This is a genomic window from Nocardioides sp. zg-1308 (assembly GCF_013155375.1).
In the GTDB taxonomy this organism is placed as follows: Bacteria; Actinomycetota; Actinomycetes; order Propionibacteriales; family Nocardioidaceae; genus Nocardioides; species Nocardioides renjunii.
In genome coordinates this window covers 1,493,836-1,517,481 of record NZ_JABJQY010000002.1, presented here as the reverse complement: position 1 = coordinate 1,517,481, position 23,646 = coordinate 1,493,836, and the positions used below count along the sequence as shown (strand labels likewise).

At 72.7% G+C, this 23,646-nt stretch carries 16 protein-coding genes and 1 tRNA gene; 4 read left to right on the top strand and 13 right to left on the bottom strand.

The genetic code is table 11. The features are described 5' to 3' along the window. Positions 1-124: 124 nt before the first annotated feature. The 3 genes from HN031_RS09030 to HN031_RS09020 all read right to left on the bottom strand — a co-directional run bounded on the left by HN031_RS09030 (position 125) and on the right by HN031_RS09020 (position 4,864). Positions 125-3,805, bottom strand: a complete 3,681-nt coding sequence (locus HN031_RS09030) for a family 78 glycoside hydrolase catalytic domain (RefSeq protein WP_172269135.1) — start codon at positions 3,803-3,805, stop codon at positions 125-127. 213 nt (positions 3,806-4,018) lie between these two features. Beyond that, a complete protein-coding gene (locus HN031_RS09025; protein WP_172269132.1) occupies positions 4,019-4,735 on the bottom strand; it encodes an SDR family NAD(P)-dependent oxidoreductase in 717 nt (238 codons plus the stop codon). Between the two features lie 56 nt (positions 4,736-4,791). Further along, positions 4,792-4,864, bottom strand: a tRNA-Thr gene (locus HN031_RS09020). Between the two features lie 129 nt (positions 4,865-4,993). Between HN031_RS09020 and HN031_RS09015 the strand changes: the two genes are divergently transcribed. Further along, positions 4,994-5,437, top strand: a complete 444-nt coding sequence (locus HN031_RS09015) for an OsmC family peroxiredoxin (protein ID WP_172269129.1) — start codon at positions 4,994-4,996, stop codon at positions 5,435-5,437. 305 nt (positions 5,438-5,742) lie between these two features. Here the strand turns inward: HN031_RS09015 and HN031_RS09010 are convergent, their stop codons facing one another. The 4 genes from HN031_RS09010 to HN031_RS08995 are packed head-to-tail and all read right to left on the bottom strand — an operon-like array spanning position 5,743 to position 10,608. Further along, positions 5,743-7,302 carry an alpha/beta fold hydrolase gene (locus HN031_RS09010; protein ID WP_172269126.1) on the bottom strand — a complete coding sequence of 520 codons (1,560 nt, stop codon included), beginning with the start codon at positions 7,300-7,302 and terminating at the stop codon, positions 5,743-5,745. Beyond that, positions 7,299-8,486 (bottom strand): DNA polymerase III subunit delta', encoded by a 1,188-nt coding sequence (locus tag HN031_RS09005; RefSeq protein ID WP_172269123.1) that lies wholly within the window; start codon positions 8,484-8,486, stop codon positions 7,299-7,301. Before HN031_RS09005 ends, HN031_RS09010 begins: the two co-directional genes overlap by 4 nt. Beyond that, complete coding sequence (tmk, locus tag HN031_RS21480) at positions 8,483-9,121, bottom strand: dTMP kinase (protein ID WP_172269120.1); 639 nt, start codon at positions 9,119-9,121, stop codon at positions 8,483-8,485. Before tmk ends, HN031_RS09005 begins: the two co-directional genes overlap by 4 nt. A gap of 38 nt (positions 9,122-9,159) precedes the next feature. Beyond that, positions 9,160-10,608 (bottom strand): hypothetical protein, encoded by a 1,449-nt coding sequence (locus tag HN031_RS08995; RefSeq protein WP_172269117.1) that lies wholly within the window; start codon positions 10,606-10,608, stop codon positions 9,160-9,162. 285 nt (positions 10,609-10,893) lie between these two features. Between HN031_RS08995 and HN031_RS08990 the strand changes: the two genes are divergently transcribed. Next, positions 10,894-11,286, top strand: coding sequence for a rhodanese-like domain-containing protein (locus tag HN031_RS08990; RefSeq protein ID WP_172269114.1), 393 nt, complete (start codon positions 10,894-10,896; stop codon positions 11,284-11,286). Between the two features lie 15 nt (positions 11,287-11,301). Here the strand turns inward: HN031_RS08990 and topA are convergent, their stop codons facing one another. From topA to HN031_RS08970, 4 genes are all read right to left on the bottom strand, one after another. Continuing rightward, on the bottom strand, positions 11,302-14,007 hold the full coding sequence (gene topA / locus HN031_RS08985; protein ID WP_172269111.1) for a type I DNA topoisomerase: 2,706 nt from the start codon (positions 14,005-14,007) through the stop codon (positions 11,302-11,304). Between the two features lie 113 nt (positions 14,008-14,120). Next, complete coding sequence (locus HN031_RS08980) at positions 14,121-14,471, bottom strand: DUF3140 domain-containing protein (RefSeq protein WP_172269108.1); 351 nt, start codon at positions 14,469-14,471, stop codon at positions 14,121-14,123. Between the two features lie 51 nt (positions 14,472-14,522). Next, positions 14,523-15,650, bottom strand: a complete 1,128-nt coding sequence (locus HN031_RS08975; protein ID WP_172269105.1) for a Vms1/Ankzf1 family peptidyl-tRNA hydrolase — start codon at positions 15,648-15,650, stop codon at positions 14,523-14,525. 47 nt (positions 15,651-15,697) lie between these two features. Continuing rightward, entirely contained in the window at positions 15,698-17,194 is a 1,497-nt protein-coding gene (locus HN031_RS08970) for a class I SAM-dependent methyltransferase (protein WP_172269102.1), read from the bottom strand. A gap of 98 nt (positions 17,195-17,292) precedes the next feature. On the opposite strand from HN031_RS08970, the gene HN031_RS08965 reads away from it, so the two are divergent. Continuing rightward, positions 17,293-18,186 (top strand): aminoglycoside phosphotransferase, encoded by an 894-nt coding sequence (locus HN031_RS08965; protein WP_172269099.1) that lies wholly within the window; start codon positions 17,293-17,295, stop codon positions 18,184-18,186. Positions 18,187-18,283: 97 nt separating this feature from the next. Here the strand turns inward: HN031_RS08965 and HN031_RS08960 are convergent, their stop codons facing one another. Beyond that, positions 18,284-20,581 (bottom strand): sodium-translocating pyrophosphatase, encoded by a 2,298-nt coding sequence (locus HN031_RS08960; RefSeq protein ID WP_172269096.1) that lies wholly within the window; start codon positions 20,579-20,581, stop codon positions 18,284-18,286. 215 nt (positions 20,582-20,796) lie between these two features. Then, a complete protein-coding gene (locus HN031_RS08955) occupies positions 20,797-21,132 on the bottom strand; it encodes an anti-sigma factor antagonist (RefSeq protein ID WP_172269093.1) in 336 nt (111 codons plus the stop codon). Positions 21,133-21,293: 161 nt separating this feature from the next. Between HN031_RS08955 and HN031_RS08950 the strand changes: the two genes are divergently transcribed. Continuing rightward, entirely contained in the window at positions 21,294-23,642 is a 2,349-nt protein-coding gene (locus HN031_RS08950) for a DEAD/DEAH box helicase (protein WP_322425694.1), read from the top strand. Positions 23,643-23,646: the final 4 nt, after the last annotated feature.

Genomic DNA, 23,646 nt, shown 5'->3' with positions numbered 1-23,646 from the left:
GGCCGGGTGTTCATTCCGGCGAGCCCGGAGGACGCCGCGAGGACGCCACGAGGGACGCCACGAGGGACGCCACGAGGGGCCGCACCTGTCGGCGCGGCCCCTCGGCGACCCGTCAGACGTGCGACTACCGGCTCTTCGCCCTCAGCACCCGCACGGTGGTCCTGGCCAGCACCTCCCCGTCCCGGTCGAGGACCCGGAGGACGAGCCTGCCCTTCAGCCGCTTCGGCACCGCCGTGCGGACGGCGAAGCGCCCGTCCTCGACCTTCGCGGAGGCGAGCCTGCGTCCCCCGAGCGTGATGCCCACCCGGCGCACCGCGACGTCGCGGCCGACGACCTTGAGCTTCTTCCCGGCCCGCACCGTCCCCGGCTCGACCCGCACCGACGGCTCCACGACGGGCGTGGGGGTGGGGGTGGGCGTCGGGGTGGGCGTTGTGGTGGGCGTCGTGGTCGGGGTGGGCGTCTCGGTCGGCGACGGCGTCCCGGTCGGCGTCGAGGTGGAGGTCTCGAAGGTCCACGTGCCCGACCCGACCTCGTACCGGACGACGCCGTCGGCTGCTCCGAGCGACTGCGCCTCGGCTCCGTCCGGCCCGCGGACGACGTACTGCTCGCCCGTCGGGGCGGGGAGCTCCACGACGGCCGTGGTGTTCACGGGCAGGGTCGTCGTCAGCGTGGTGCCGGCCGCCGAACGCGTCCAGTCGGAGGAGACCCGGCCGTGCTGCGTGAGCTGCGACCCCTCGGCGTGCGTGAGGCCGGTGCCCGGGATGGTGACGAGCAGCTCCTTGCCGCCGGGAGCGGTGACCTCGATGCCGAGGACCGAGTCGAGGAGGTGGACGATCGAGCGGGAGCCCCAGCCGTGCGAGGCGCTGTTGGCCGACCCGCTCAGCTCCCACGACTCCGGGGTGAAGGTGCCACCGTCGGCCAGCCAGCCGGCCCAGCCGTAGTCCTCCTCGTTGGTGAGCACCCTCAGCAGGTCCTCGTCCCGGCCGGAGTCGGCCAGGGCCTCGACCAGCCAGTGCGCGGTCATCGGTCCCTGCTTCATCCCCATGGCACCGAGGTGCGCGCCGAGCCGGGGCAGGTCGTCTGCCGGGGCGATCCCGAGCGCGACGGCGTACGACGTCGCGTGCTGCCCGGCGTGCGGGCTCTGCGAGCCGTCCTCGAGGAGCCCGTCGACGTAGGTGCCGTCCGGGCGGCGCAGGGTCGCGTTCATCCGGGCCGCCAGTGCGTCCGCGTCGGCGCGGTAGGACTGCACCTCCGCGGCCGGACGGCCGAGCGCCTCGCCCACCAGGGCCACCTTGCGCAGCACGTCGACGCCGAGCGCGTTGACCGTGGTGCGGGCGGCGGCCGCCATGTCGTAGCCGAACCGGCCGTGAGCCGGCCAGTCGACGATGCCGTGGAGGTACTGGCCGCTGCCACCGGAGAGCCGGGTCACCAGTCCCTGGGTGGCTCCCGCGGTGGCGATGTGGCGGCGGACGTAGCCCGCGGTCGCGGCGAGCTCGTCGTAGGTGTCCTCGAGGACCGCGGTGTCGCCCGTCTCCATGTAGTAGCGCCAGATCCAGTCCGGCACGACCTCGGTGAAGTCGGGGATGTCGCGCTTGCCGTCGCCGTTGGGGTAGACGGCGTTGTAGCGGCCGGCGTCGTTGCCCGCGTTCCAGTAGCGCTGCTGGCTCAGCATGAACTCGCGGATCGCCTGCCGGGTCGCCGCGCGCTCGTGGTGGCTGGCCATCAGGCCGTACGAGATGTTGACGGTGTCGTGCAGGAACTGGCCCTGCTCACGCGTCGGGGTGTCGACGAAGGTCTCCTGCACGGAGTACTCCAGCGAGCGGGCCATCATGTCCCACACGGCGTCGAGGGTCGGGTCCGAGGAGTCGAACGTCGCGGTGCCGCCCTCGGGGTAGGCGGTGGTGACGACCGTGGCGCTGACGTCGTCGACGGTGATCTCCTCCTCCGCACCGGGGATCTCGAGGTAGCGGAAGCCGAGGTGCCCGAACGCCCGGTAGTCCTGCTCGCCGGCGACCTGCGTGTAGGGGAAGGACATGTTGGTCCCCTGCGTGTCCACGCCGCTGGTGGAGACCCGGCCGCCCTCCGCGAGGCCGTAGCTCGCGCGGATCTGCACCACGCGGCCCTCGACGCCCTGCTCGAAGTGCACCGCCGGACGGGCCGGGACGACCTTGCCGAAGTCGGCGACGGGGGTCCCGTCGGCCGCCACCAGGATGCGCTCGGGACGCACGACGGTCTCGGTGAGGCGGGTCTGCTGGGGCTCGAGGTGGGTGAACGGCGCCGTGGGGTGCTGTCCGACCACGACGGCGTCGGACCAGCTGCTGTCGTCGTACCCGACCTCGGTCCAGGCGCCGATCGCCCGCGCGGCCGGGCCGTCCTGGTGCTCGACGTAGAGCCCCTCGCCGTTGCGCGTGCCGACGAGGACGAACGGTCCGCGGCGGACCTTCCAGCTGCCGTCGGTGGTGACGACGAAGCTCGACCCGTCCGCGTAGTCCACGACGACGCGAGCGAGCAGGCCCGGGACGCCGGCGGCGCGTCCCTGGCCGCCGCTGAGCCAGTGGAGGTGGGCACCGACCGACAGGCGCTCGCCCGCCGTGACGAGGTCGGTGACGTCGGCGACCTGGTAGTAGCCCTCGCCGGGGTAGCGGTAGTTGCTCATCCGGTCGGCGCGCTCGCCGTCGAGGTAGAGCGCGGCGGTGTGGCTCGCCGCGAGGTAGCTGCGGGCCCTCACGATCCGGCCGGCCGGGACGTCGACCTCGGTGCGGGCGTACGTCCTCTCGTCGGCCTCCTGCGCCGTCGAGCCGCGCACCCACTGCGACAGGTCACCGGAGAAGTCCTCGGAGAAGAGCGTGGTGGCGCCGTCCAGCGAGGTGACCTCGATGTCGTCGAAGTCCGCGACCTCGCCACTGGCCTGGCGGAAGCCGATCGTCCCCGCGCGCGACCCGGTGGCGGAGGGGTCGGTCCAGGTGTCGACGACCTGGCCGTCGATGCTCGTCTGGAACGTCTGCCCCTCGACGCGGATGCTGAGCTCGTAGGTCACACCGGGGTCGATCACGTGGGGGACCGTCTGTCGCGCGTCGGTCGGGAAGGCACCCGCGACCATGCGGTGGGTCTTGATGGCGTTGTCGTTGGCGTGGAGCTGCCACATGTAGCCCGTCGCGCTGTCGGGAGCGCGGAACACCACTGCCGCGGCACGGCTCACCGGCGTGACGTCCATCGTGACGACGTAGTCGGTCCACTCGGTCCCGGGCTTCGCCAGCGAGACGTTTCCGCCGCTCACCCGGCCCCGGCCGTCCACGGTGCTGATCGCGAGGGCGTCCGGGTTGCCGGGCGGACGCCGGATCCAGGAGGCCTGCCCCCAGTCGTCGTCGCCGATCGCGGTCTCGAAGGGCGTCCACGCCGACCACGGCGAGTGGCGCTCGTCGCGGTCCCAGGTGCGCACGCGCCAGGTGTAGGCCTCCCCCGGCTCGAGCTCGGGGCCGCCGTAGGGCACGTACGACTGCTGCGCCGACATCACCCGGCCGGAGCTCCAGACGATGCGGTCCTCGGCATCCTTCACCTGGATCCGGTAGGCCGTCTGCACCTCGTTGGCGTCCACGTCCTGCGGGAGCCAGCCGAAGCGGGGCCGGGTGCTGGCGTCCAGCGGCGCCGCCAGGTCGTCGACCACCAGCCGTTCAGGCGCGGCGGGACGGGTGCCGTCCGCGGCGCTCGCCGTGCTGACGGGCCACACCGAGGCGCTGAGCGCCAGCGCGGTGGATGCGGCCAGGGCGACGCCGAGGCGGCGTGACCTGGATGTCGGGTCGTTCATGGACTGCTACCTCCGAGGTGGTGGACTCCAACACGGCACGTGACGCCGCTCACACACCTTCCGACGCCGCGTTGAAACGTGTCAACCGTCGCGGCCTCGGTGACCGGAATCGGTCATAACCGATCTTCGTCGGGGCGCTGACTCCGCATGAACCGTTTCAGGTGGGCCACCGTTGCTGGCTCGGTGGCCGGCACGGGCCGGTGGGGGACGTCCCTAGTCCCGGTCGTCGATCCGCACCCCGGTCAGTCCCTCGAGGCGCTCCAGGACGCTCGCCTGGAAGGCGGCGTCACGCGTGGCGGGGTGCGGCTCGCGGCTCTCGTGGTGGTGCCAGTAGCCGCCGGTCCGCGGCTCGATCTCCTCCTCCGGCGCGCTCGCGAGCCAGACCTGCGTGCGGTGGCCCTCCACGAGGTCGTCCGGGGCGCTGCGCCCGCCCATGCGCGTCGGCACCCAGCCCGGGTCGACGGCGTGGGACAGCGTCCCCGGTCGCCGCCCGGCCAGCGCCATGGTCAGGGCGGTGACCCACAGCTTGGTGTCGGAGTAGCTCCCGCCCCGCCGGAGGTCCGTCGTGCCGGAGCGGTGCATGCCGCTGCTCAGCACGATCGACCGCCCGGGCGGCCGCATCAGCGCGGTCAGGACGTAGGGCGCGACGACGTTGACCGCCGTCGCCAGCGACCGGTCCATCGTCCCGGCGTTGTGGACCACCGCGTCGAACCGGCCGAACCCGTCGAGCTCACCCGCGAGCCCCACCGTCGCGTCGAGGTCCGCCAGGTCGGCGTACGCCGTGCCGGCGACGCGGTCGAGGACGCTGGGGTCCTCGACGCGGTCGGCGCTGCGGGCGTGCAGGACGACGTCGTGGTCGGCGTCGAGCAGCGCGGTGACGGTCGCGAGGCCGAGCCCGGTGGACGCACCGGTGACGAGGACGAGGCTCATGCCACCAGTCTGACGTAGAAGACTCCCCCAGGGTCTCGGGTCCCCGGGGGAGTCAGAGCCGCCTGTCAGAATCGAACTGACGACCTAGTCATTACGAGTGACTCGCTCTACCGACTGAGCTAAGGCGGCGCAGCCCTCGAGCAGTGCTCGGCGGACCGCGGGCAACTATACGGATGGCGCCCGCTGGGACCGAAATCCGGGGTGGGCCCGACCGGCTAGGTTCGGGAGCGACCGCACCACCTCACCACAGGAGGCACGATGCCCACTCGCTCCGCACGCACCGCTTGGAACGGCGGACTCCAGGACGGATCCGGCCAGGTCGAGCTCTCCAGCTCCGGCGCCGGCACCTTCGACGTCAGCTTCCCCAAGCGTGCCGCCGACGACGCGCAGGGGACCACGAGCCCCGAGGAGCTCGTCGCCGCCGCGCACTCCGCCTGCTACGCCATGGCGCTGTCCAACATCGCGACCGAGGCCGGCGGGACCGTCCAGTCGCTCGACGTGTCCGCCGACGTCACGCTCGGCCCCGACAAGGAGGCCGGCGGCTTCAAGCTGACCGGCATCGTGCTCAAGGTCCGCGGCGAGGTCGACGGCCTCGACGACGCCGCGTTCAAGGACGCGGCCGAGCAGGCCAAGGCCGGCTGCCCGATCAGCAAGGCGCTGGCGGCGGTCGACATCACGCTCGACGCCGCCCTGGAGGGCTGAGGCCCTCGGCCTTGCATCCTGGCGTCATACGGACCGGCACCTGTGGGTGCGGGTCCGTATGACGTGGGGCTGCCCCCGACCGGGCACTTCCTGCCCGTCCCGCACCTCGACCGGGCAGCTTCGTTGCGCAAGGAAGTGCCCGCTCGGCGCGTCAGACCGGCAGGAAGTGCCCGCTCGGCGCGTCAGACCGGCAGGAAGTGCCCGGTCGCGCGTCAGACCGGCAGGAAGTGCCCGGTCGCGCGTCAGACCGGCACGAAGTGCCCGCTCGGCGTGTCAGACCGGCACGAAGTGCCCGCCAGCGGCCCTCAGCAGGTCGTCCCGTCGTCGGGGACGGCCCCCTCGGTGAGGTAGTCCTCGACGACGGCGTCGATGCACGCGTTGCCGGCGTTGTAGGCGGTGTGGCCGTCGCCGTCGCGCTCGACGAGCACGCCCGACTGGAGCTGGGCGGAGAGCGCCCGCGCCCACTTCAGCGGCGTGGCCGGGTCGCGCGTGGTCCCGAGCACGAGGATCGGCGCCGCACCCTCGCCGCGGATGGTCAGCGGCTCCTCGCTTGGTTCGAGGCCGATCCCGCGGCAGCCGGCCGTCCCCCAGGCGAACACCCTCCCGAACGTCGGGGACGCCTCCTCGAAGGCCGGGAAGAGCGACGGCACCTCGTCGAACGGCACGGCCGCGGGGTCGTCGAGGCAGTTGATGACGTAGTTGGCCTCGACGGAGTTGTCGAGGTAGGTCCCGTCGCCGCTGCGCGAGGCGTACGCGTCGGCGAGCTGCAGCAGCGCGGAGCCCTTGCCGTCCAGGGCGGAGGCCAGCGCGTTGCTCAGCAGGAACCAGTAGTCGCGGTTGTAGAGCGGCGTGATGATGCCGTAGAACGCGCTCCCCACGGTCAGCTCGCGGTCGCCGGCCGGCAGCGGCTCGTCCTCGAGCGAGTCGAGCAGACCGGTGATGGTGGCCAGGCCCTCCTCGACGCTGTCGCCGAGGAAGCAGTTGTCGGTGGAGTCGAGGCAGTTCTGCACGTAGGCGCGCAGCGCGGTCTCGAAGCCGGTGGCCTGCTCGAGGGACAGCTCCTGGGGGTCGAGCGAGACGTCGACCGCCCCGTCGAGCACGAAGCGGCCCACCTGCTCGGGAAAGAGCTCGGCGTAGGTCGCGCCCAGCTTGGTGCCGTAGGAGGCGCCGAAGTAGGTCAGCGTCTCCTCGCCCAGCGCAGACCGGAGCACGTCCATGTCGCGCGCCGCCTCCGTGGTGGTGACGTGGGCGACGACGGGGCCAGACCCCTGCGCGCACTTGTCGCCGAAGGTCAGCACCGAGGTGCGGTAGTCGGCCTGCTCCTGCGGCGTGTCCGGCGTCGGGTCGCCGGCGAGGTAGACGTCGAGCTCGTCGTCGCTGAGGCAGTCGACCGGCGCCGACCGGCCGACCCCGCGCGGGTCGAACCCGACGAGGTCGAAGGCCTGCAGGAGCGGCTCGCGGAAGACCTGCCCGGCCGCGGCGGCGTACGACGTCCCGGGCGCGCCGGGGCCGCCGGGGTTCACCACCAGGGAGCCGAGCCGCTCGCCGCTCGCCGGGACGCGCAGGAGCGCCAGGTCGATCGACTCGCCACCGGGCTCGGAGTAGTCGACGGGGACCTCGAGGAGACCGCACTCCTGGTCGGCGTTGGTCTCGCACGGCTGCCAGTCGATGCGCTGGGAGTAGACGTCGGCGAGCGCGGGCTCGGGCGGCTCCGTCACCGAGGCGGGCGGCGGGGTGGTCGGGGACGGCGTGGGAGGAGGACCGGAGCGCGCCGACGAGTCGCCGCCGCGGAACGACAGTCCCACCGCCACGACGGTCACCAGCACCACCGCCAGCACGACGACGAGGGCGACGACGCGCTTCACGGGCGCCCGCCGGGGAGCTGCAGGGCGACCGTCATCGACTCCAGCGCCAGCTGCGGCGGCACGTTGAACTCGAGCATCTGCTCGCGGGCGGTGAAGATGGCGTCGATCATGCGCAGGACCTGGTCGGGCGAGGCTGCGCGGGCGACGACGGCGACGTCGCCGCGGAGCTCCTCGTTGACCAGCATGCCGGGGGCTCCGACGGCCAGCGCGATGGCGTCGCGGTAGACCGAGACGAGGTCCATCAGCGCCCGGTCGATCACGTCGAGCACGCGGCGCTTGGCCTTCTGCTTCTGCATCCGCTCGAGGTCGGCGAGGGCGGCGCGGTAGGCCCGGGAGGTGGTGTCCTTGCGCTCGGAGCCGAAGACCGACTGCAGCTCGGCGACCTCGGCGGCGTTGGCCTCGGCGGTGATCGCCTCGGTCTCCTCCTTGGCGAGCTCGGCGAGGTTGGTCGCCGCGGTCATGCACGAGCCCAGGGACGTCAGCCGGGCGGGGATGCTGACCACCTCACGCCGACGCGTCCGGGTCTCCTCGTTGAGGGCGAGGGCCCGGGCCCGGCCGATGTGGCCCTGGCTCGCGCGGGCGGCGAAGCTCGCCAGCGTCTCCGAGACGCCGTCGGTGCGGGCCAGGAAGGTGGCGACGTCGGACGTGCCGGGCGTGGCCAGGGTGAGGGTGCGGCAGCGGGAGCGGATCGTGGGCAGCACGTCGCGCACCGTCGGCGCGCAGAGCAGCCACACCGTCTTGGGCGTGGGCTCCTCGATGGCCTTGAGGAGGGCGTTGCCGGTGCCGCGGGCGTGGTCGGGGTCGCCGAGCCGGTCGGCGTCCTCGATCACCATGACCTGCCAGCGGCCGTGGGAGGGCGCGAGCGCCGAGCGCTGCACCAGCTCGCGGACCTCCTTGATGTAGAGCGTGGACGTCTCCGACCGGGTCACGCTCACGTCGGGGTGCGAGCCCGCCAGCACGGACCGGCAGTCGCTGCACTCACCGCACCCGCCGAGCCGGCACTGCAGCGCGGCGGCGAACGCGAGGGCGACGTTGGAGCGGCCGGAGCCCGGCGGGCCCGTGATCAGCCACGCGTGGGTCATGCCCTGCCCGGCTGCGGCATGCTGGAGGACGTCGATGGTGGAGCGCTGGCCGACGAGGTCGGACCAGACGGTGCGCGTCCCGCTCCCGGCCGGGCTGGTCACGCGTCCTCCAGCAGGGGCGCGACACGGGCCTGGATCGCGGCGGCGATCTCGTCGATCGGCGCCCGCGCGTCGAGGACGACGTAGTGGTCGGGGTCGGCGGCGGCGAGGTCGAGGAACCCCTGGCGCACGCGCTGGTGGAAGGCGAGCGACTGGCCCTCGATGCGGTCGCGGCCCGTGAAGCGGTCGAGCCCCGTCTCGGGGGCGAGGTCGAGGACGACGGTGAGGTGGGGCCGCAGGTCGCCGGTCGCCCAGCGCGCTACCGCCTCGACCTCGGCGACGTCGAGCGTGCGCCCGGCCCCCTGGTAGGCCAGCGTCGAGTCGACGTAGCGGTCGGTGATCACGACCTCGCCCCGCTCGAGCGCGGGCAGCACGACGTGGTCGACGTGCTCGGCCTTGTCGGCGGCGTAGAGCAGCGCCTCGGTGCGGTCGGACAGGTCGCCGGTCGCCGGGTCGAGCACGATCCGGCGCAGCTCCTTGCCGACCGCGGTGTCACCGGGCTCGAAGGTGAGCAGGACGGTGCGGCCCTGCTCGACGAGCCAGTCGCGGAGCAGGCGCGACTGGGTCGACTTGCCGGCCCCCTCGCCGCCCTCGAAGCAGACGAAGAGTCCCCGCTCCGCATACACGCCCTCGCTCACGCGCACACCCTACGGGCGGGGTGGGACACGCCCCCCGCTCAGGCTCGGCGCACCTTGATCGTCCGCTTCGCGACCACCTTCGCCGAACCCGGCGCGGTCAGCTCGACCCGCACCTCGACGACGCGGCCGGGGCGCAGCCGCTCGAGGCCCTTCTTGGAGAGCTTCACCGCGACCTTCGCCCTCGTGCCGGCGGCGGCGCGGTAGGCCCGCGGCTTCGCGAGCGCCTTGCCGCCCTTGGCCAGCTCCACCCGCAGCGCGCCGGTGCAGCCGGCTGCCACGCCGGCGGGGCAGGTGACCGGGACCTTCAGCCTGCCGCGCTTGACGGTCGTGACGCCCTTGACCTTCGGCACGCTGCCGACGACCGCGGGGGCCTGCGGCGGCGGGGTCGGGGCGGTGGGGGCGAGCATCGTGACGCCGTCCCCGAGGTCGACGTTGGTGGCGCCGAGCTGGTCGGTGGTCACCCGGACGATCGCGTTGTTCTTGCTGTCGGTGAACCAGATCGCCCCGTCGGGGCCGAAGGTGAGCGAGGTGGGCTCGTAGTTGCCCACCGAGCTGATCGCGCCGACGCCGTTGGCCGCGATGTGCCCGATGCCGGGCGCCGCGCCGACGTTGGTGAACCACATCTGGCCGTCGGGCCCCTGCACGAGGTCGGTGGGGGCGGAGCGCGACCCGGTCTGCCAGATCTTCGTCGCGCCGCTGGCCTGGTCGAGGTAGCCGATCGAGCCCCGCGAGGGGCTGGTGAACATGGTCCCGCTGCTGCTGCGGGTGAACCAGATGGAGCCGACCGGGCCGGCGGCGAGCCCGTTGGGGTACGTCGCGTCGCTGGGCAGCGGGTAGGTCGTCCCCCCGCTCGCGTCTGCGTTCACCTTCGTGATCGTGTCCTGTCCGGAGGAGCTGCCGTTCTGGCACCACATGGACCCGTCGGCGGCCTCCCCCAGGACGTCGTCGCACTCGGGCGAGTTGTTGTAGGCCGTCAGCTGGCCGGACGTGGTCATCTTCACGATGAACGAGCTGCCGTAGTTCATGGTGACCCAGGCCGTGCCGTCCGGGCCGACCCTGACCTCGCCGCCGTAGGGACACGTGCTCACGCAGCCGTCGTAGTTGGGGAAGGTCCAGTCGGCGAGGAGCTGCCCGGTGCTGGAGAGACGAGTCAGGTTGCTGCCGTGGTCGGTGGTGACCCACACCGAGCCGTCCGGCGAGACGTCCAGGCCCTTGGCCGGGCCGTCGACGCTCGAGTCGGTCGGCGGAAGCGCGAACTCTTGGATCTGCCCCGAGGTGGTGATGCGACCGACCTTGTTGGCGTCGCTCATCAGGAACCACATGCTGCCGTCGGGCGCGGTGGTGATCCGGCCCAGCTCGGCGTTGCTAGTCGGCACCGGGAACACCGACACGGCGGCGTGCGCGGGCGCCGTACCGGTGACGAGCAGCAGCGGGCTGACGACCAGCGCGAGGGCGGTGAGCAGGGCGGTCCGGGCTGGGATGGCCATCGAGGTCGCTTTCGTCCGCGGCGCGCGTGCCCCCCATGACCACGCGGTCACACCGTGGCGGTCACGGTAGCGAGAAGCCGGGCCGCGGGAACAGTGACGATGGGATGAACTCTCGGTGCCCTGCGGCCGCACCGGTTGGCACGACGAACGGACCGTACGCCCCGACGCCCCGCGACCGTACGCCCGGCGGGCCCGCGATCGCGACCGTTGGGTCCGTTCGTCCGCTTAGCCGGCACCCCCGTTCAGGCGTGGCGACCACCCGGCCGCCGCTGGTCGGATGGAGCCATGGCGACGGCGTCCCACACCATCGACGACCTGCTGGCAGAGGCACGTGCGGACCTCGTCCGCCTCTCCCCCGCCGAGGCGCTCGCCGCGCAGCAGGCCGGCGCCGTGCTGGTCGACGTCCGTCCCGAGGCCAACCGGCTGGCCGAGGGCGAGCTGCCCGGAGCCCTCATCGTCGAGCGCACGGTGCTCGAGTGGCGGCTCGACCCGGCGTGCGAGGCGCGCCTGCCGCTTGCGTCGTACGACCTGCACGTCGTGGTCGTCTGCAACGAGGGCTACTCCTCGAGCCTGGCGGCCGCCACCCTGCAGCGGCTCGGGGTGCACCGCGCCACCGACCTCGTCGGCGGCTTCCGGGCGTGGAAGGCCGCCGGCCTGCCGGTGGCACTCCCGCGGTGACCCTTCGAGCGGCGGTCAGGACTTCTTGGCCGCAGCCTTCTTGGTCGTCTTCTTGGCCGCCGTCTTCTTCGCGGTGGTCTTCTTGGCCGCCGTCTTCTTGGCGGGGGCCTTCTTCGCGCCCTTCTTGGCCGCCTTCTTGGCCGGACCGCGCTCGCGACGCTCGGCGAGCAGCTCGGCCGCCCGCTCGAGGGTGATCGACTCGACGGTGTCGTCCTTGCGGAGGGTGGCGTTGTACTCGCCGTCGGTGACGTACTCGCCGAAGCGACCGGCCTTCACGATCACCGGCTGGCCCGAGACGGGGTCGTTGCCGAGCTCCTTGAGCGGCGGGGTGGCCGCACCGCGACCGCGCTGCTTGGGCTGGGCATAGATCGCCTTGGCCTGGTCGAGGGTGATGTCGAAGATCTGGTCCTCGCTGGTGAGCGAGCGCGAGTCGGTGCCCTTCTTGAGGTAGGGCCCGTAGCGACCGTTCTGCGCGGTGATCTCGGTGCCGTCGTCGTCGACGCCGACCACGCGGGGCAGGTCGAGCAGCTTGACCGCGTCCTCGACGCTGACGGTGTCGAGGGTCATGGACGTGAAGAGCGAGCCGGTGCGCGGCTTGGCCGACTTGGGCGCGTCGTCGGGCAGCACCTCGGTGACGTAGGGCCCGAAGCGACCGTTCTTGGCCACGATCTGGAGACCGGTGTCGGGGTGGTTGCCGATCACCTGCTCCTCGCCGGCGGGGTTGGCGAGCAGCTCCTTCGCCTTGACCACGGTGAGCTCGTCGGGCGGCAGGTCGTCGGGGACGTTGGCGCGGACGGGTGCGCCGTCGCCGTCCTCGGGCGCCGGGCCCTCGACGTAGGGACCGTAGCGGCCGACGCGGAGGTCGATCCCGTCCCCGATGGGGAAGGTCGCCATCTCCTTGGCGTCGATGTCGCCGAGCTCGGTGACCAGCGTCTTGAGGCCGACGACGTCGCCGCCGCCGTAGTAGAACTCGCCGAGCTCGGTGGCCCGGTCGGCGCGGCCGCCGGCGATCTCGTCGAGCACGTCCTCCATGTCGGCGGTGAACTCGTAGGACACCTGGCGCGGGAAGTGCTCCTCCAGCAGCCGCACGACCGAGAACGCCAGCCACGCCGGCACCAGCGCCGTGCCCTTCTTGTAGACGTAGCCGCGGTTGAGGATGGTGCCGATGATCGAGGCATAGGTCGACGGGCGGCCGATCTCGCGGTCCTCGAGCTCCTTGATCAGCGTCGCCTCGGTGTAGCGGGCGGGCGGCTTGGTCTCGTGGCCCTCGGGCGTCAGCGTCGCCGCGGAGACGGCGGCACCCTCGGTGAGGTTGGGCAGCCGGGTCTCGGCGTCGTCGCGACGCTTGGAGGCGTCGTCGATGTCCTCGACGTAGGCCTTGAGGAAGCCGTGGAAGGTGATGGTGCGACCGCTGGCGCTGAACACCACGTCGCGACCGTCGGCGGCGGCACCGCCGATGCGAATCGTCACCGAGCTGCCGACCGCGTCCTTCATCTGCGAGGCGACGGTGCGCATCCAGATCAGCTCGTAGAGGCGGAACTGCTCGCCGGACAGGCCGGTCTGCGCCGGCGTGCGGAAGGTGTCGCCGGCCGGGCGGATCGCCTCGTGGGCCTCCTGGGCGTTCTTGACCTTGGAGGCGTAGGTCCGCGGCGAGTCGGGGAGGTACTCCGCGCCGTAGAGCTCGCGCACCTGGTCGCGGGCGGCGCCCACCGCGGCGTCCGACAGCGTCGTGGAGTCGGTGCGCATGTAGGTGATGAAGCCGTTCTCGTAGAGGCGCTGCGCGACCGACATGGTCACGCTCGCGCTCATCCCGAGCTTGCGGCTGGCCTCCTGCTGCAGCGTGGTGGTGCGGAAGGGGGCGTACGGCGAGCGGCGGTAGGGCTTGGACTCGACCGAGCGGACGGCGTACGTCGTGTCGGCGAGGCCGGTGGCCAGCGACTCGGCGTCGGCGCGCGACAGGTGGACCCGCTCCGCCTTGCCCTTGAGCTCACCGGTGTTGTCGAAGTCGGCACCGCGGGCGACGCGGACGTCGTCGACGCTGTGGAGCTTGGCGGGGAACATCCGCGGGTCGTGGCCGGTGCCGGCGTCGAACGTGGCGTCGATGTCCCAGTAGGAGGCGACGCGGAACTTCATCCGCTCGCGCTCGCGGTCGACGACCAGGCGGGTGGCGACCGACTGCACGCGGCCCGCGGACAGGCCGGACATGACCTTCTTCCACAGCACCGGCGAGACCTCGTAGCCGTAGAGGCGGTCGAGGATCCGGCGCGCCTCCTGGGCCTCGACGAGGTCGTCGTTGATCTGGCGGGGGTTCTCGACCGCCGCGAGGATCGCCTGCTTGGTGATCTCGTGGAAGACCATCCGGTGGACCGGCAGGCCCTTCGGCGGCTTGAGCTCGTCGAGGAGGTGCCAGGCGATCGCCTCGCCCTCCCGGTCCTCGTCGGTGGCGAGGTAGAGGGCGTCGGCGTCCTTGACCAGCTTCTTCAGCTTGGCGATGTGGCTCTTCTTGTCGCGCGGCACGACGTAGTAGGGCTCGAAGCCGTTGTCGACGTCGACCGCGAGGCGGCCCCACGGCTTGTCCTTGATCTTGGCCGGGGTGTCCGCGGCGTTGTTGGGCAGGTCGCGGATGTGACCGATCGAGGACTCGACGACGTAGTCCGAGCCGAGGTACCCGCCGATCGTGCGGGCCTTGGCCGGGGACTCGACGATGACGAGCTTTGCCACTTCTGATTGCTCCCTCTGTTGCTGCCTCGTGTTGCTCAGCGCCGCAACGGTAGCGCCACATCCCGAGATCACCACCCCGCGGCGTCCACAGGCACAGGTGAGGGAGCGTCGGGTCAGGCCCCCGCGGGCTTGAGCGGGTCGTGTCCGAACGACATCAGCATCCGCCGCAGGTCGTCGTCGTACGCCTCGGGCTCGGGCTCGTCGCCGCGGATCGTGCGGACCTGCGCGACGACCTGCTCCATGGTGTCGACGTCGTCGGGGGTCAGGTCGGTGCGGCGCTTGCCGAGGATGGCGAGCACCTGGTTGCCGACCTCGTGCTCGGGCAGCACGCTGTCCGGCTCGATCAGCTCACCGCCCTCACCGGTCGCCTCGACGCGCAGCCAGTCGGACAGCTCGCGGGAGGTCATGTTGACCACGGTGTGGAACTCCTGCCAGAGGTCGTCGCTCACGTGGCTCTCAGCCATGGGTGGCTCCTTCGTCGATCGTGGGGTGGTCGGGTGCGGGCCGTCGGCGGCTCACGAGGCGGACTGGTCCGGCCGGGTGTCGAAGCGCAGCACGGCGCCGACGCCGTCGGGCAGCAGGCTGACCGGAGCGTACAGAGGCAGGAGGTCGGCGTCCTGGCCGATGGCGGCGCGCACCATCGCCTCGTCCAGGCGGGTGGCCGCCGGGTCCTCGACGCCGAACGCGGTCAGCTCGTCCGGCGTGTGGCCGAGCAGGAGCGGCTCGGGGCCGACGTAGGCCTCGCGGTCCTCGAGGGCACCCTGGAGCAGCACGAGCGTCTCCACCTCGCCGCGCCGCAGCGCCTCGACGGTCTCGGCGACGCCGACCGCCTTGGCTCCGCCGCCGAGGCGGTCGAGCACGCCGTCGATGCGCCCGCTGCGGTAGCGCTGGATCGCGGCCTCCACCTCCTCGTCGAGGAGGTCGTCGGAGGCGCCCTCGGCGCGGCTGCCGTGCTCGAGGACCTCGAGGCGCTCGGCGACCCGCGTGCCCACCTGGTCCCGGACGCTGGCGACGCTGGTGGGGTCGCCGGTGATCATCACGAGGTCGATCCGCTCGTTGCCGGCGAGGCGGTCGAGGTCCTTGGCCACCGTCTCGGCGTTGCGCTCGATCGAGTCCTCGACCCGCATCTGGTATCGACGCTGGGACCAGCCACCGACCTTCACCTTGGTCAGCTCGTCGTGGTCGCCCTCGCTCGTCATCTCCCGCTGCACGGGGCTGACGGTGCCGGCCACCGTGATGTCCGCGCCCGAGCGGTCCACCCGGACGAGTGCGTAGCGGACGTCGTCGGCCTGGGCGCGGGCCAGCTCCAGCAGGTGGGCGATCGGGCCCTGGTGCTGCTGGGCGGGCACCGCGCTGGCGAGCACCATGTCGGTCACCAGCTCGCCGCCACTCGCCGCGACCACGCGGAAGGTCTCGCCGCCGTGACCCGTCGGCTCGACGACGCGCGCGGCGACGGCCTCCACGGCCGCCTCGTCGGCTCCGGCGCCGAGCAGCTCACGGCGCAGGTTGTCGGCGCGCACCTCGATCTCCTGGGCCGCGTTCTCGTTGGTGCGGCTGACGTCGACGTAGGCCGTGACGACGTCGCCGTAGACGTCCGCGGCCGGGCGCAGCGCTGACAGGGAGGCCATCCTGGGTGTCGTCATGCGGCGCTAGTACCCGATGCCCCCCGCCGCATCCCCCGAACCAGGCGTCAGCCCACCCCCAGGAAGCCCTCCGCGACCAGCTCCCGGACCGCGGGGAGGTATGCCGCGCGCAGGTCGGCCTCGTCGCGCTCCAGCAGGGTGCCGAGGGCGCCCAGGAGCCGGCCGACGGTGAGGTCGCCGTCGCAGGCGCCGAGGAACGCCGCCTCGACGGTGTCGGCCGTGCGCGCGCGGCGGAACCCCCGCTGCTGGCGCAGCACGATGGCCTCCGGGTCCTCGGCGCCCGGCCGGCCGACGGTCTCCTGCTGCACGTCCTCGCGGGCGCGGAGCGTACAGGCGAGCAGCTCGTCGTCGGTGAGGCCGCGGAGCGCGGAGGCGGCCTCGCCCCAGGCGTGGACCGCCGGGCCGACCGGCTGCTCGACGTCGTAGGGCCACTCGAGCAGCTCGTGCCGGCCTCCCCCGGACCTCGCTCCGTCGCCGAGGCGAACGTTGATCCAGCCGAAGCCGATCCCGCGGATGCCGGCCTCCTCCAGCCACGACAGCCAGGTGTCGTAGCGCCGGGCGTAGTCCGGGCCCCCGTGGTGGCCGGAGTCCTTGAGCCACAGCTCGACGTAGGCCGACGGGTCGAGCGTCTCGCGCTGGACGACCAGCGCGTCGCAGTCGTCGCGCAGCCACGAGCCGAGCCGCTCGTCCCACGGGCGGCCGTCGACGATCGACCAGTTCGCGAGCACCTGCAGCCAGCCGCCGTCGGTGAGGTGGTCCGGGCCCGTGCGGACGATGTCCTCCACGACCCGGTCGCCCGGCAGGCCGGAGTCGCGGTAGACCAGCCGCTGCCCCGTGGCCGGGGAGATCACGAACGGCGGGTTCGTGGCGATCAGGTCGAACCGCTCGCCCCGCACGGGCTCGAAGAACGACCCGTCGCGCACGTCGACCTCGACGCCGTTGAGCGCGGCGTTGAGCCGGGTCATCCACAGGGCGCGGGCGTTGACGTCGGTCGCGACCACGGAGCCCGCGTGCGCGGCGAGGTGCAGCGCCTGCACGCCGCAGCCGGTGCCGAGGTCGAGGGCGGAGCCGACCGGCTCGCGCATGGTGAGCTGCGCCAGGCTGGTCGAGGCGCTCGAGATGCCGAGCACGTGGTCCGGGCCCACCGCGACCGGGGCGCCGTCGAGGCCCGGTGTCAGGTCGGAGACGACCCAGAGGTCGCGGTCCTCGCCCGTCTCGGAGGTGGCGTAGGGGCGGCAGTCCGTGCGGGCGGCCACCTCGCTGACGCTCTGCTCGAGCAGCCCCGCGTTGCAGAGCCGGTCGACCAGTCCGGGCAGCGCCCGCTCGGCGTCGTCGTGGGGCACCGGGGTCTGCAGCAGGAACAGCCGCACGAGCGTGTCGAGCGGCCCGCCCGACGTCGTACGCCGCAGCGCGGGCAGGGTCTCGTTGCGGCCGAGCGCCCGGTGCGCCTCCTCGCCGAGCGCCTCGGCGACGCGGTCGTAGGTGAAGTCGGCAGAGACGAGCGCGTCGCGCAGCGGGCCGGTGAAGTCGAGGTCCGAGTGCATGGACCCAGCCTCGCAGGCCCCGGGTGCCGCCGGCACAGCGTGTGACGAGGTGGTCGCTCCGGCGACCGCTCCGTCACACGTCGTGGCACCATCACCGGGTGCTGGAGCCACCGGACGACCTCACGGACGCCGAGGTGCTCGAGGCCGTACGACGCCACTGGGCGCCGGAGGCCGACGCCGTGGAGCACCTGCCCGTCGGGTGGGGCGCGCACCACTGGCGCGTCGACGCCGCGGGTGAGCCCGCCTACTTCGCCACCCTCGACCCCGACCTCCCGCGCCACACGCGGGCGACGCTGGAGGCGGCCTACGCGAGCGCGGCCGCGTTGGGCCTCGACTTCGTGTGGCCGTCGCTGCCGACGCTCGACGGCGACGTGACACTGCCGGTGGGCGCCCGCACGGCCAGCGTCGCCCGGTGGCTCCCCGGGGAGCGTCCCGAGACGTCCGTCGCCGAGCTGCCCGGGATGCTCGCCGAGCTGCACGCGACGCCGCCTCCCCGGACGGCGCGCGCTTGGGCGAGCGAGGTCGACGCGGACCTGCCGGGACGGCTGCGGGCCCTGCTGCAGCAGCCGTGGGAGGGGCCGCTCGGCCCGGCCGCCCGGGAGCTGGTGGTCGACCACCTGACCCAGGTGGGCGCCTGGTCGCGCGAGCACGCACGCCTGGTCGCGCTGGCCGACGTGACGACGTACGTCGTCACGCACGGCGAGCCCGGTGTGCACAACCAGTGGCTCGCCCGCGGCCGGACGTGGCTGCTGGACTGGGAGTCGCTCCTCCTGGCCCCGCGCGAGCGCGACCTCGCCACGCTGGTCCACGAGGGCCGCGACGTCGACCACGACCCGGAGATGGTGCGGCTCTTCGACCTCGAGTGGCGGCTGTCCGAGGTCTGGTCCTTCGCCCGGTGGATGCAGGGCCCGCACCTCGGTGGCGCCGACGACCACACGGCGCTCGGCGGCCTCACCTACGAGCTGACCCGTCCGCACTTCGACGAGCACTGACCGGGCCGGTACGACCTGCCGGGACGACCCGCCGGGACGACGACGGCCCGCCACCCCCGGAGGAGTGACGGGCCGTCGCGACGACCTGCGGCTCAGGTCAGGCGACCGCGGCCGGGGTGTCGTCGGAGATGGTGACCTCGCGACGCTTGGAGATGACCACGGCGACGACGATGATCGCGACCGCGGCGAGCGCGATCAGGAGACGGACCGGGTCGTTCTGGTCGTCGCCGACGCTCAGGGAGACGACCGCGCTCGCGATGAGCAGCGAGACCAGGTTCATCACCTTGATGAGCGGGTTGATGGCCGGGCCGGCGGTGTCCTTGAACGGGTCGCCGACGGTGTCGCCGATGACGGTGGCCTCGTGGGCGGGCGAACCCTTGCCGCCGTGGTTGCCGTCCTCGACGAGCTTCTTGGCGTTGTCCCAGGCGCCACCGGCGTTGGCCAGGAAGACGGCCATCAGGGTGCCGGCGCCGATGGCACCGGCGAGGAAGCCGGCGAGCGCGGTCACGCCGAGGCCGAAGCCCACCGCGATCGGCGCCATCACGGCCAGGATGCCCGGCGTCACGAGCTCGCGCAGCGAGTCCTTGGTGACGATGTCGACGACCTTGCCGTACTCCGGACGGCCAGTGCCCTCCATGATGCCGGGGATCTCGCGGAACTGGCGGCGCACCTCGTAGACGACCGCGCCGGCGGCACGGGCGACGGCGTTGATGGCCAGGCCGGAGAAGAGGAACACCACGGCCGCGCCGAGCAGCACGCCCACGATGACGGCGGGGTTGAAGACGCTGAAGTCGAGGAGGTAGACCTCGTCGGCACCGACGTTGGCCTTCTCCAGCGACTCGAACACGGACGTGGCGTAGGAGCCGAACAGCGCGGTCGCGGCCAGCACGGCCGTCGCGATCGCGATGCCCTTGGTGATCGCCTTGGTGGTGTTGCCGACCGCGTCGAGCTCGGTGAGGATCTGCGCGCCCTCGGGGCTGACGTCGCCCGACATCTCGGCGATGCCCTGGGCGTTGTCGGAGACCGGGCCGAAGGTGTCCATCGCGACGATGACGCCGACCGTGGTCAGCAGGCCGCAGCCGGCGAGGGCCACGGCGAACAGCGACACCGTGAGCGCCGCGCCACCGAGCAGGTAGGCGCCGAAGACGGCCGCGCCGATGACCAGCGTGGTGTAGACCGCCGACTCGAAGCCGACCGAGAGGCCGGACAGGATGACGGTGGCCGCGCCGGTGAGGGACGTCTTGCCGACGTCCTTGACCGGGCGGTACTCGGTGCCGGTGTAGTAGCCGGTGAGGGCGAGGATGCCCGCGGACATCACGATGCCGATGACGACGGCCGAGGCCGCGATGAACCGCGGGTCGCCCTCCGCGCCGGCGAGGCCGTCGGCGATGTTGGTGAACTCGGCGAAGGTGCTCGGCAGGTAGACGTAGGACAGCACGACGCTCGCCACGGCGGCGATGCCCGAGGAGAGGTAGAAGGAGCGGTTGATGGTCGTCAGGCCGTTCTCACCGGCCTTGGGCTTGGTGAGGTAGACGCCCGCGACGGCGGTCAGGGCACCGATGGCGGGGATCAGCAGCGGGAAGACCAGGCCCTGGTCACCGAAGGCCTGCGAGCCGAGGATGAGCGCGGCGACCAGCGTGACGGCGTACGACTCGAAGAGGTCGGCGGCCATGCCGGCGCAGTCGCCCACGTTGTCACCGACGTTGTCGGCGATGGTGGCGGCGTTGCGCGGGTCGTCCTCGGGGATGTTCTGCTCGACCTTGCCGACCAGGTCGGCGCCGACGTCGGCGGCCTTGGTGAAGATGCCGCCGCCGACCCGCATGAACATGGCGAGGAGCGCGGCGCCGAAGCCGAAGCCCTCGAGCACCACGGGCGCCTCGTCCTGGAAGAAGAGGACGACCAGGCTGGCGCCGAGCAGGCCGAGGCCGACGGTGAGCATGCCGACCATGGCGCCGGTGCGCAGGCCGATCGTCATGGCGGGCTCGCGGCCCACGGTCTCGGCCGCCGCGGCGACGCGCAGGTTGGCGCGCACGGCGAGGTTCATGCCGAGGTAGCCCACGGCTGCGGAGAAGCCGGCGCCGACGATGAAGAACACCGAGCGGAAGATGCGCACGACGGTGTCGTCGGCCGGCAGCACGAGGAGCGCGAAGAACGCGATCGCTGCGAAGACGGCCAGGGTGCGGAACTGGCGGGTCAGGTAGGCGTTGGCGCCCTCCTGCACGGCCTGGGCGATGGTCCTCATGTTGTCGGTGCCCTCGCCGGCGGTCAGCACCTGGGACCTGAACATCGCGGCCATCCCGAGCGCGCCGAGCGCGATCAGGGCGACGACGACGACCAGGATCAGATTTCCACCATCGAGCTCCGGCTTCACGACCGCGGGCAAGATCCCCGTCATGCGCGTCCTCCTAGGACTGGAATTGATCCATGAACGCGCCGGAGTCTACGCAGACGTGATCCGCATCACGGGGCAGGGTGACCCACGCCACACCGGGGCCCACCGCAAGGGGTGGGCATGTGTGGACACAGGTGGGCACGACCTCGGACGGCCGGGCGAACTGGTCGACGAGCTCGCCGGGCGGTCGGGCTCGGCGGACGAGTCGCGCGGAGCGCTCAGGCGCCGGGGGCCAGGCCGACGGAGTCGTGGATCACGAACACCTTGGCCAGGCCGGTGATCCGGAAGATCTTGAGCAGGCGCTCCTGGGTGCAGACCAGGTCGAGGGAACCGTCGTGGGCGCGGACCTTCTTGAGGCCCCCGACCAGCACGCCGAGGCCGGTGGAGTCGAGGAACTCGACGGCCTCGAGGTCGACGACGATGTCGTAGGAGCCCTTGCTGACCAGGTCGGTGATGCAGTCGCGAAGCTTGGGCGCGGTGTAGACATCGATCTCCCCGCCGACGGCGACGATGGCGCGCCCGTCCACCTCGCGTGTCGCAAGGGTGAGATCCACGACTGCTCCCCGGTCCCCGAAAGTGCTGTTCGGACAGTGCGCCTGCGGGACACCCTGCGTGCCCCTGTCAACGTTTCGGGTGGTATCAAACCACGAGTCCCAACCGTTGCGCAGGAGTCCCTCACAGTTCCACCGTCCCCGCCCTTTGCGAGACTGCCGAGGTGAGTGACTCCCCGTCCCGCGCGCTGCCCCCGGTCGAGGCGCTGATCCGTCGGCTGACGGGTGTCCCGGGGCGCGAGGACCGCCTCCAGCACCTCGAGGTGCTGCCTGCCCGCGAGGCCGTCCACGAGGACTGGCCGGGGTGGGTGCCGGACGACGTACGCGGTGCGTTCGCAGCCCAGGGCGTGGCGCGACCGTGGCGCCACCAGGTGGTCGCGGCGGACGCCGCCCACGCCGGCGACCACGTGATCGTCGCGACCGGGACGGCGTCGGGGAAGTCGCTGGCCTACCAGGTCCCCGCGCTCTCGGCCATCCGCTCCTCCCGCGGCGTCCGCGGCGAGCGCGGGGCGTCGGTGCTCTACCTCGCGCCGACGAAGGCGCTGGCCCACGACCAGCTCGCCGGGCTGGCGTCGCTGCGCCTCGACGTACGCCTGGCCGCGCACGACGGCGACAGCTCGCGCGAGGAGCGCGACTGGACGCGCGACTTCGGGGAGTACGTCCTCACCAACCCCGACATGCTGCACCGGTCACTGCTGCCCTCGCACCACCGGTGGTCGAGGTTCCTGGGGTCGCTGCAGTACGTCGTCGTCGACGAGTGCCACCACTACCGCGGGGTCTTCGGCGCGCACGTCTCGCACGTGCTGCGGCGGCTGCGGCGGGTGTGCGCGATGTACGGCGCCCACCCGACGTTCGTGCTCGCCTCCGCGACGGTCGCCGAGCCCGAGGTCACGGCGTCGCGGCTGACCGGTCTCGACGTCGTGGCGCTGACCCGGGACGACTCGCCGCGCGGCCGGGTGTCGCTCCTGCTCTGGGAGCCGCCGTTCACCTCGCACGCCGGCGAGAACGGCGCGCCCGTGCGCCGTGCCGCCTCCTCCGAGGTCGCCGACCTGCTGGCCGACCTGGTCGCCGAGGACGTGCGCACCCTCGCCTTCATCCGCTCGCGCCGCGGCGCGGAGCAGGTCGCGCTGACGGCGGCCGAGCTCCTCGAGGAGGTCGACCCCTCCCTCCCGAGCCGGATCGCGGCCTACCGGGGCGGCTACCTGCCCGAGGAGCGGCGCGCCCTCGAGGCGGCGCTGCGCCGCGGGGACCTCGTCGGGCTGGCGGCGACCAACGCGCTCGAGCTGGGCATCGACATCAGTGGGCTCGACGCCGTCCTCATCGCCGGCTTCCCGGGGACCCGCGCGGCCTTCTGGCAGCAGGTCGGCCGCGCCGGCCGCGGCGCGCAGGACGCGCTCGGCGTGCTGGTCGCGAAGGACGACCCGCTCGACACCTACCTCGTCACGCACCCGGAGACGCTGATCGGCGCACCGGTCGAGGCGTCGGTGTTCGACCCGTCCAACCCGCACGTGATGGGCCCGCACCTCTGCGCCGCGGCCCAGGAGTCACCGCTCACCGAGGCCGACCTGCCACTCTTCGGGGCCACGGCCCGCGAGGTGGTGGACCGGCTGACCGAGCTCGGGCTCCTGCGGCGACGCCCGCGCGGCTGGTTCTGGACCGACCGCAGCCGGGCGGCCGACCTCGCCGACATCCGCTCCGCCGGCGGCGCGCCGGTCCAGCTGGTCGAGGCGGACACGGGACGCGTCGTCGGCACCGTCGACGCCGGCGGGGCGCACAACCAGGCCCACCCCGGTGCGGTCTACGTCCACCAGGGCGAGACCTGGTTGGTCGAGGACCTCGACCTCGAGCACCACGTCGCGGTCATGCGGCGCGACGAGCCGGCCTACAGCACGACGGCGCGGGAGACGACCGACATCGGCATCGTCGCGACCCACGAGCGGCAGTCGTGGGGCGGGTGCGAGCTGTCGCTGGGCGAGGTCGACGTCTCCCACCAGGTCGTCTCGTTCCTCAAGCGGCGCCAGCCCGGCGGCGAGGTGCTCGCCGAGGAGCCGCTCGACCTGCCCGAGCGGACGCTGCGCACCACCGCGGTCTGGTGGACCGTGCCCGACGACGTGGTCGCCGAGGCGGGGCTGGCGACCTTGGACGTCCCGGGTGCGGCGCACGCCGCCGAGCACTGCTCGATCGGCCTCCTCCCCCTCTTCGCGACGTGCGACCGCTGGGACATCGGTGGCGTCTCGACCGCCCGGCACGCTGACACGGGTGTGCTGACGGTCTTCGTCTACGACGGACACCCGGGCGGGGCGGGCTTCTCCGAGCGCGGCTTCCGCACCGCGCCCGCCTGGCTGGCCGCGACCCGCGAGGCCATCGCGAGCTGTGAGTGCGTCAGCGGGTGTCCCTCGTGCATCCAGTCGCCCAAGTGCGGCAACCAGAACAACCCCCTCGACAAGGCGGGCGCGATCGTCCTGCTCGACGCTCTCCTCGGGGGTGAGCCGTCCGCGCGGACCGGGGGCTAGATTC

What these genes read in the sequence shown, in the direction of transcription:
- HN031_RS08970 (WP_172269102.1), bottom strand. Translation starts at nt 17,194, where the DNA reads ATGCACTCGGACCTCGACTTCACCGGCCCGCTGCGCGACGCGCTCGTC.
- HN031_RS09030 (WP_172269135.1), bottom strand. Translation starts at nt 3,805, where the DNA reads ATGAACGACCCGACATCCAGGTCACGCCGCCTCGGCGTCGCCCTGGCC.
- HN031_RS08960 (WP_172269096.1), bottom strand. Translation starts at nt 20,581, where the DNA reads ATGACGGGGATCTTGCCCGCGGTCGTGAAGCCGGAGCTCGATGGTGGA.
- HN031_RS08995 (WP_172269117.1), bottom strand. Translation starts at nt 10,608, where the DNA reads ATGGCCATCCCAGCCCGGACCGCCCTGCTCACCGCCCTCGCGCTGGTC.
- HN031_RS09015 (WP_172269129.1), top strand. Translation starts at nt 4,994, where the DNA reads ATGCCCACTCGCTCCGCACGCACCGCTTGGAACGGCGGACTCCAGGAC.
- HN031_RS08990 (WP_172269114.1), top strand. Translation starts at nt 10,894, where the DNA reads ATGGCGACGGCGTCCCACACCATCGACGACCTGCTGGCAGAGGCACGT.
- HN031_RS08980 (WP_172269108.1), bottom strand. Translation starts at nt 14,471, where the DNA reads ATGGCTGAGAGCCACGTGAGCGACGACCTCTGGCAGGAGTTCCACACC.
- HN031_RS08975 (WP_172269105.1), bottom strand. Translation starts at nt 15,650, where the DNA reads ATGACGACACCCAGGATGGCCTCCCTGTCAGCGCTGCGCCCGGCCGCG.
- HN031_RS09025 (WP_172269132.1), bottom strand. Translation starts at nt 4,735, where the DNA reads ATGAGCCTCGTCCTCGTCACCGGTGCGTCCACCGGGCTCGGCCTCGCG.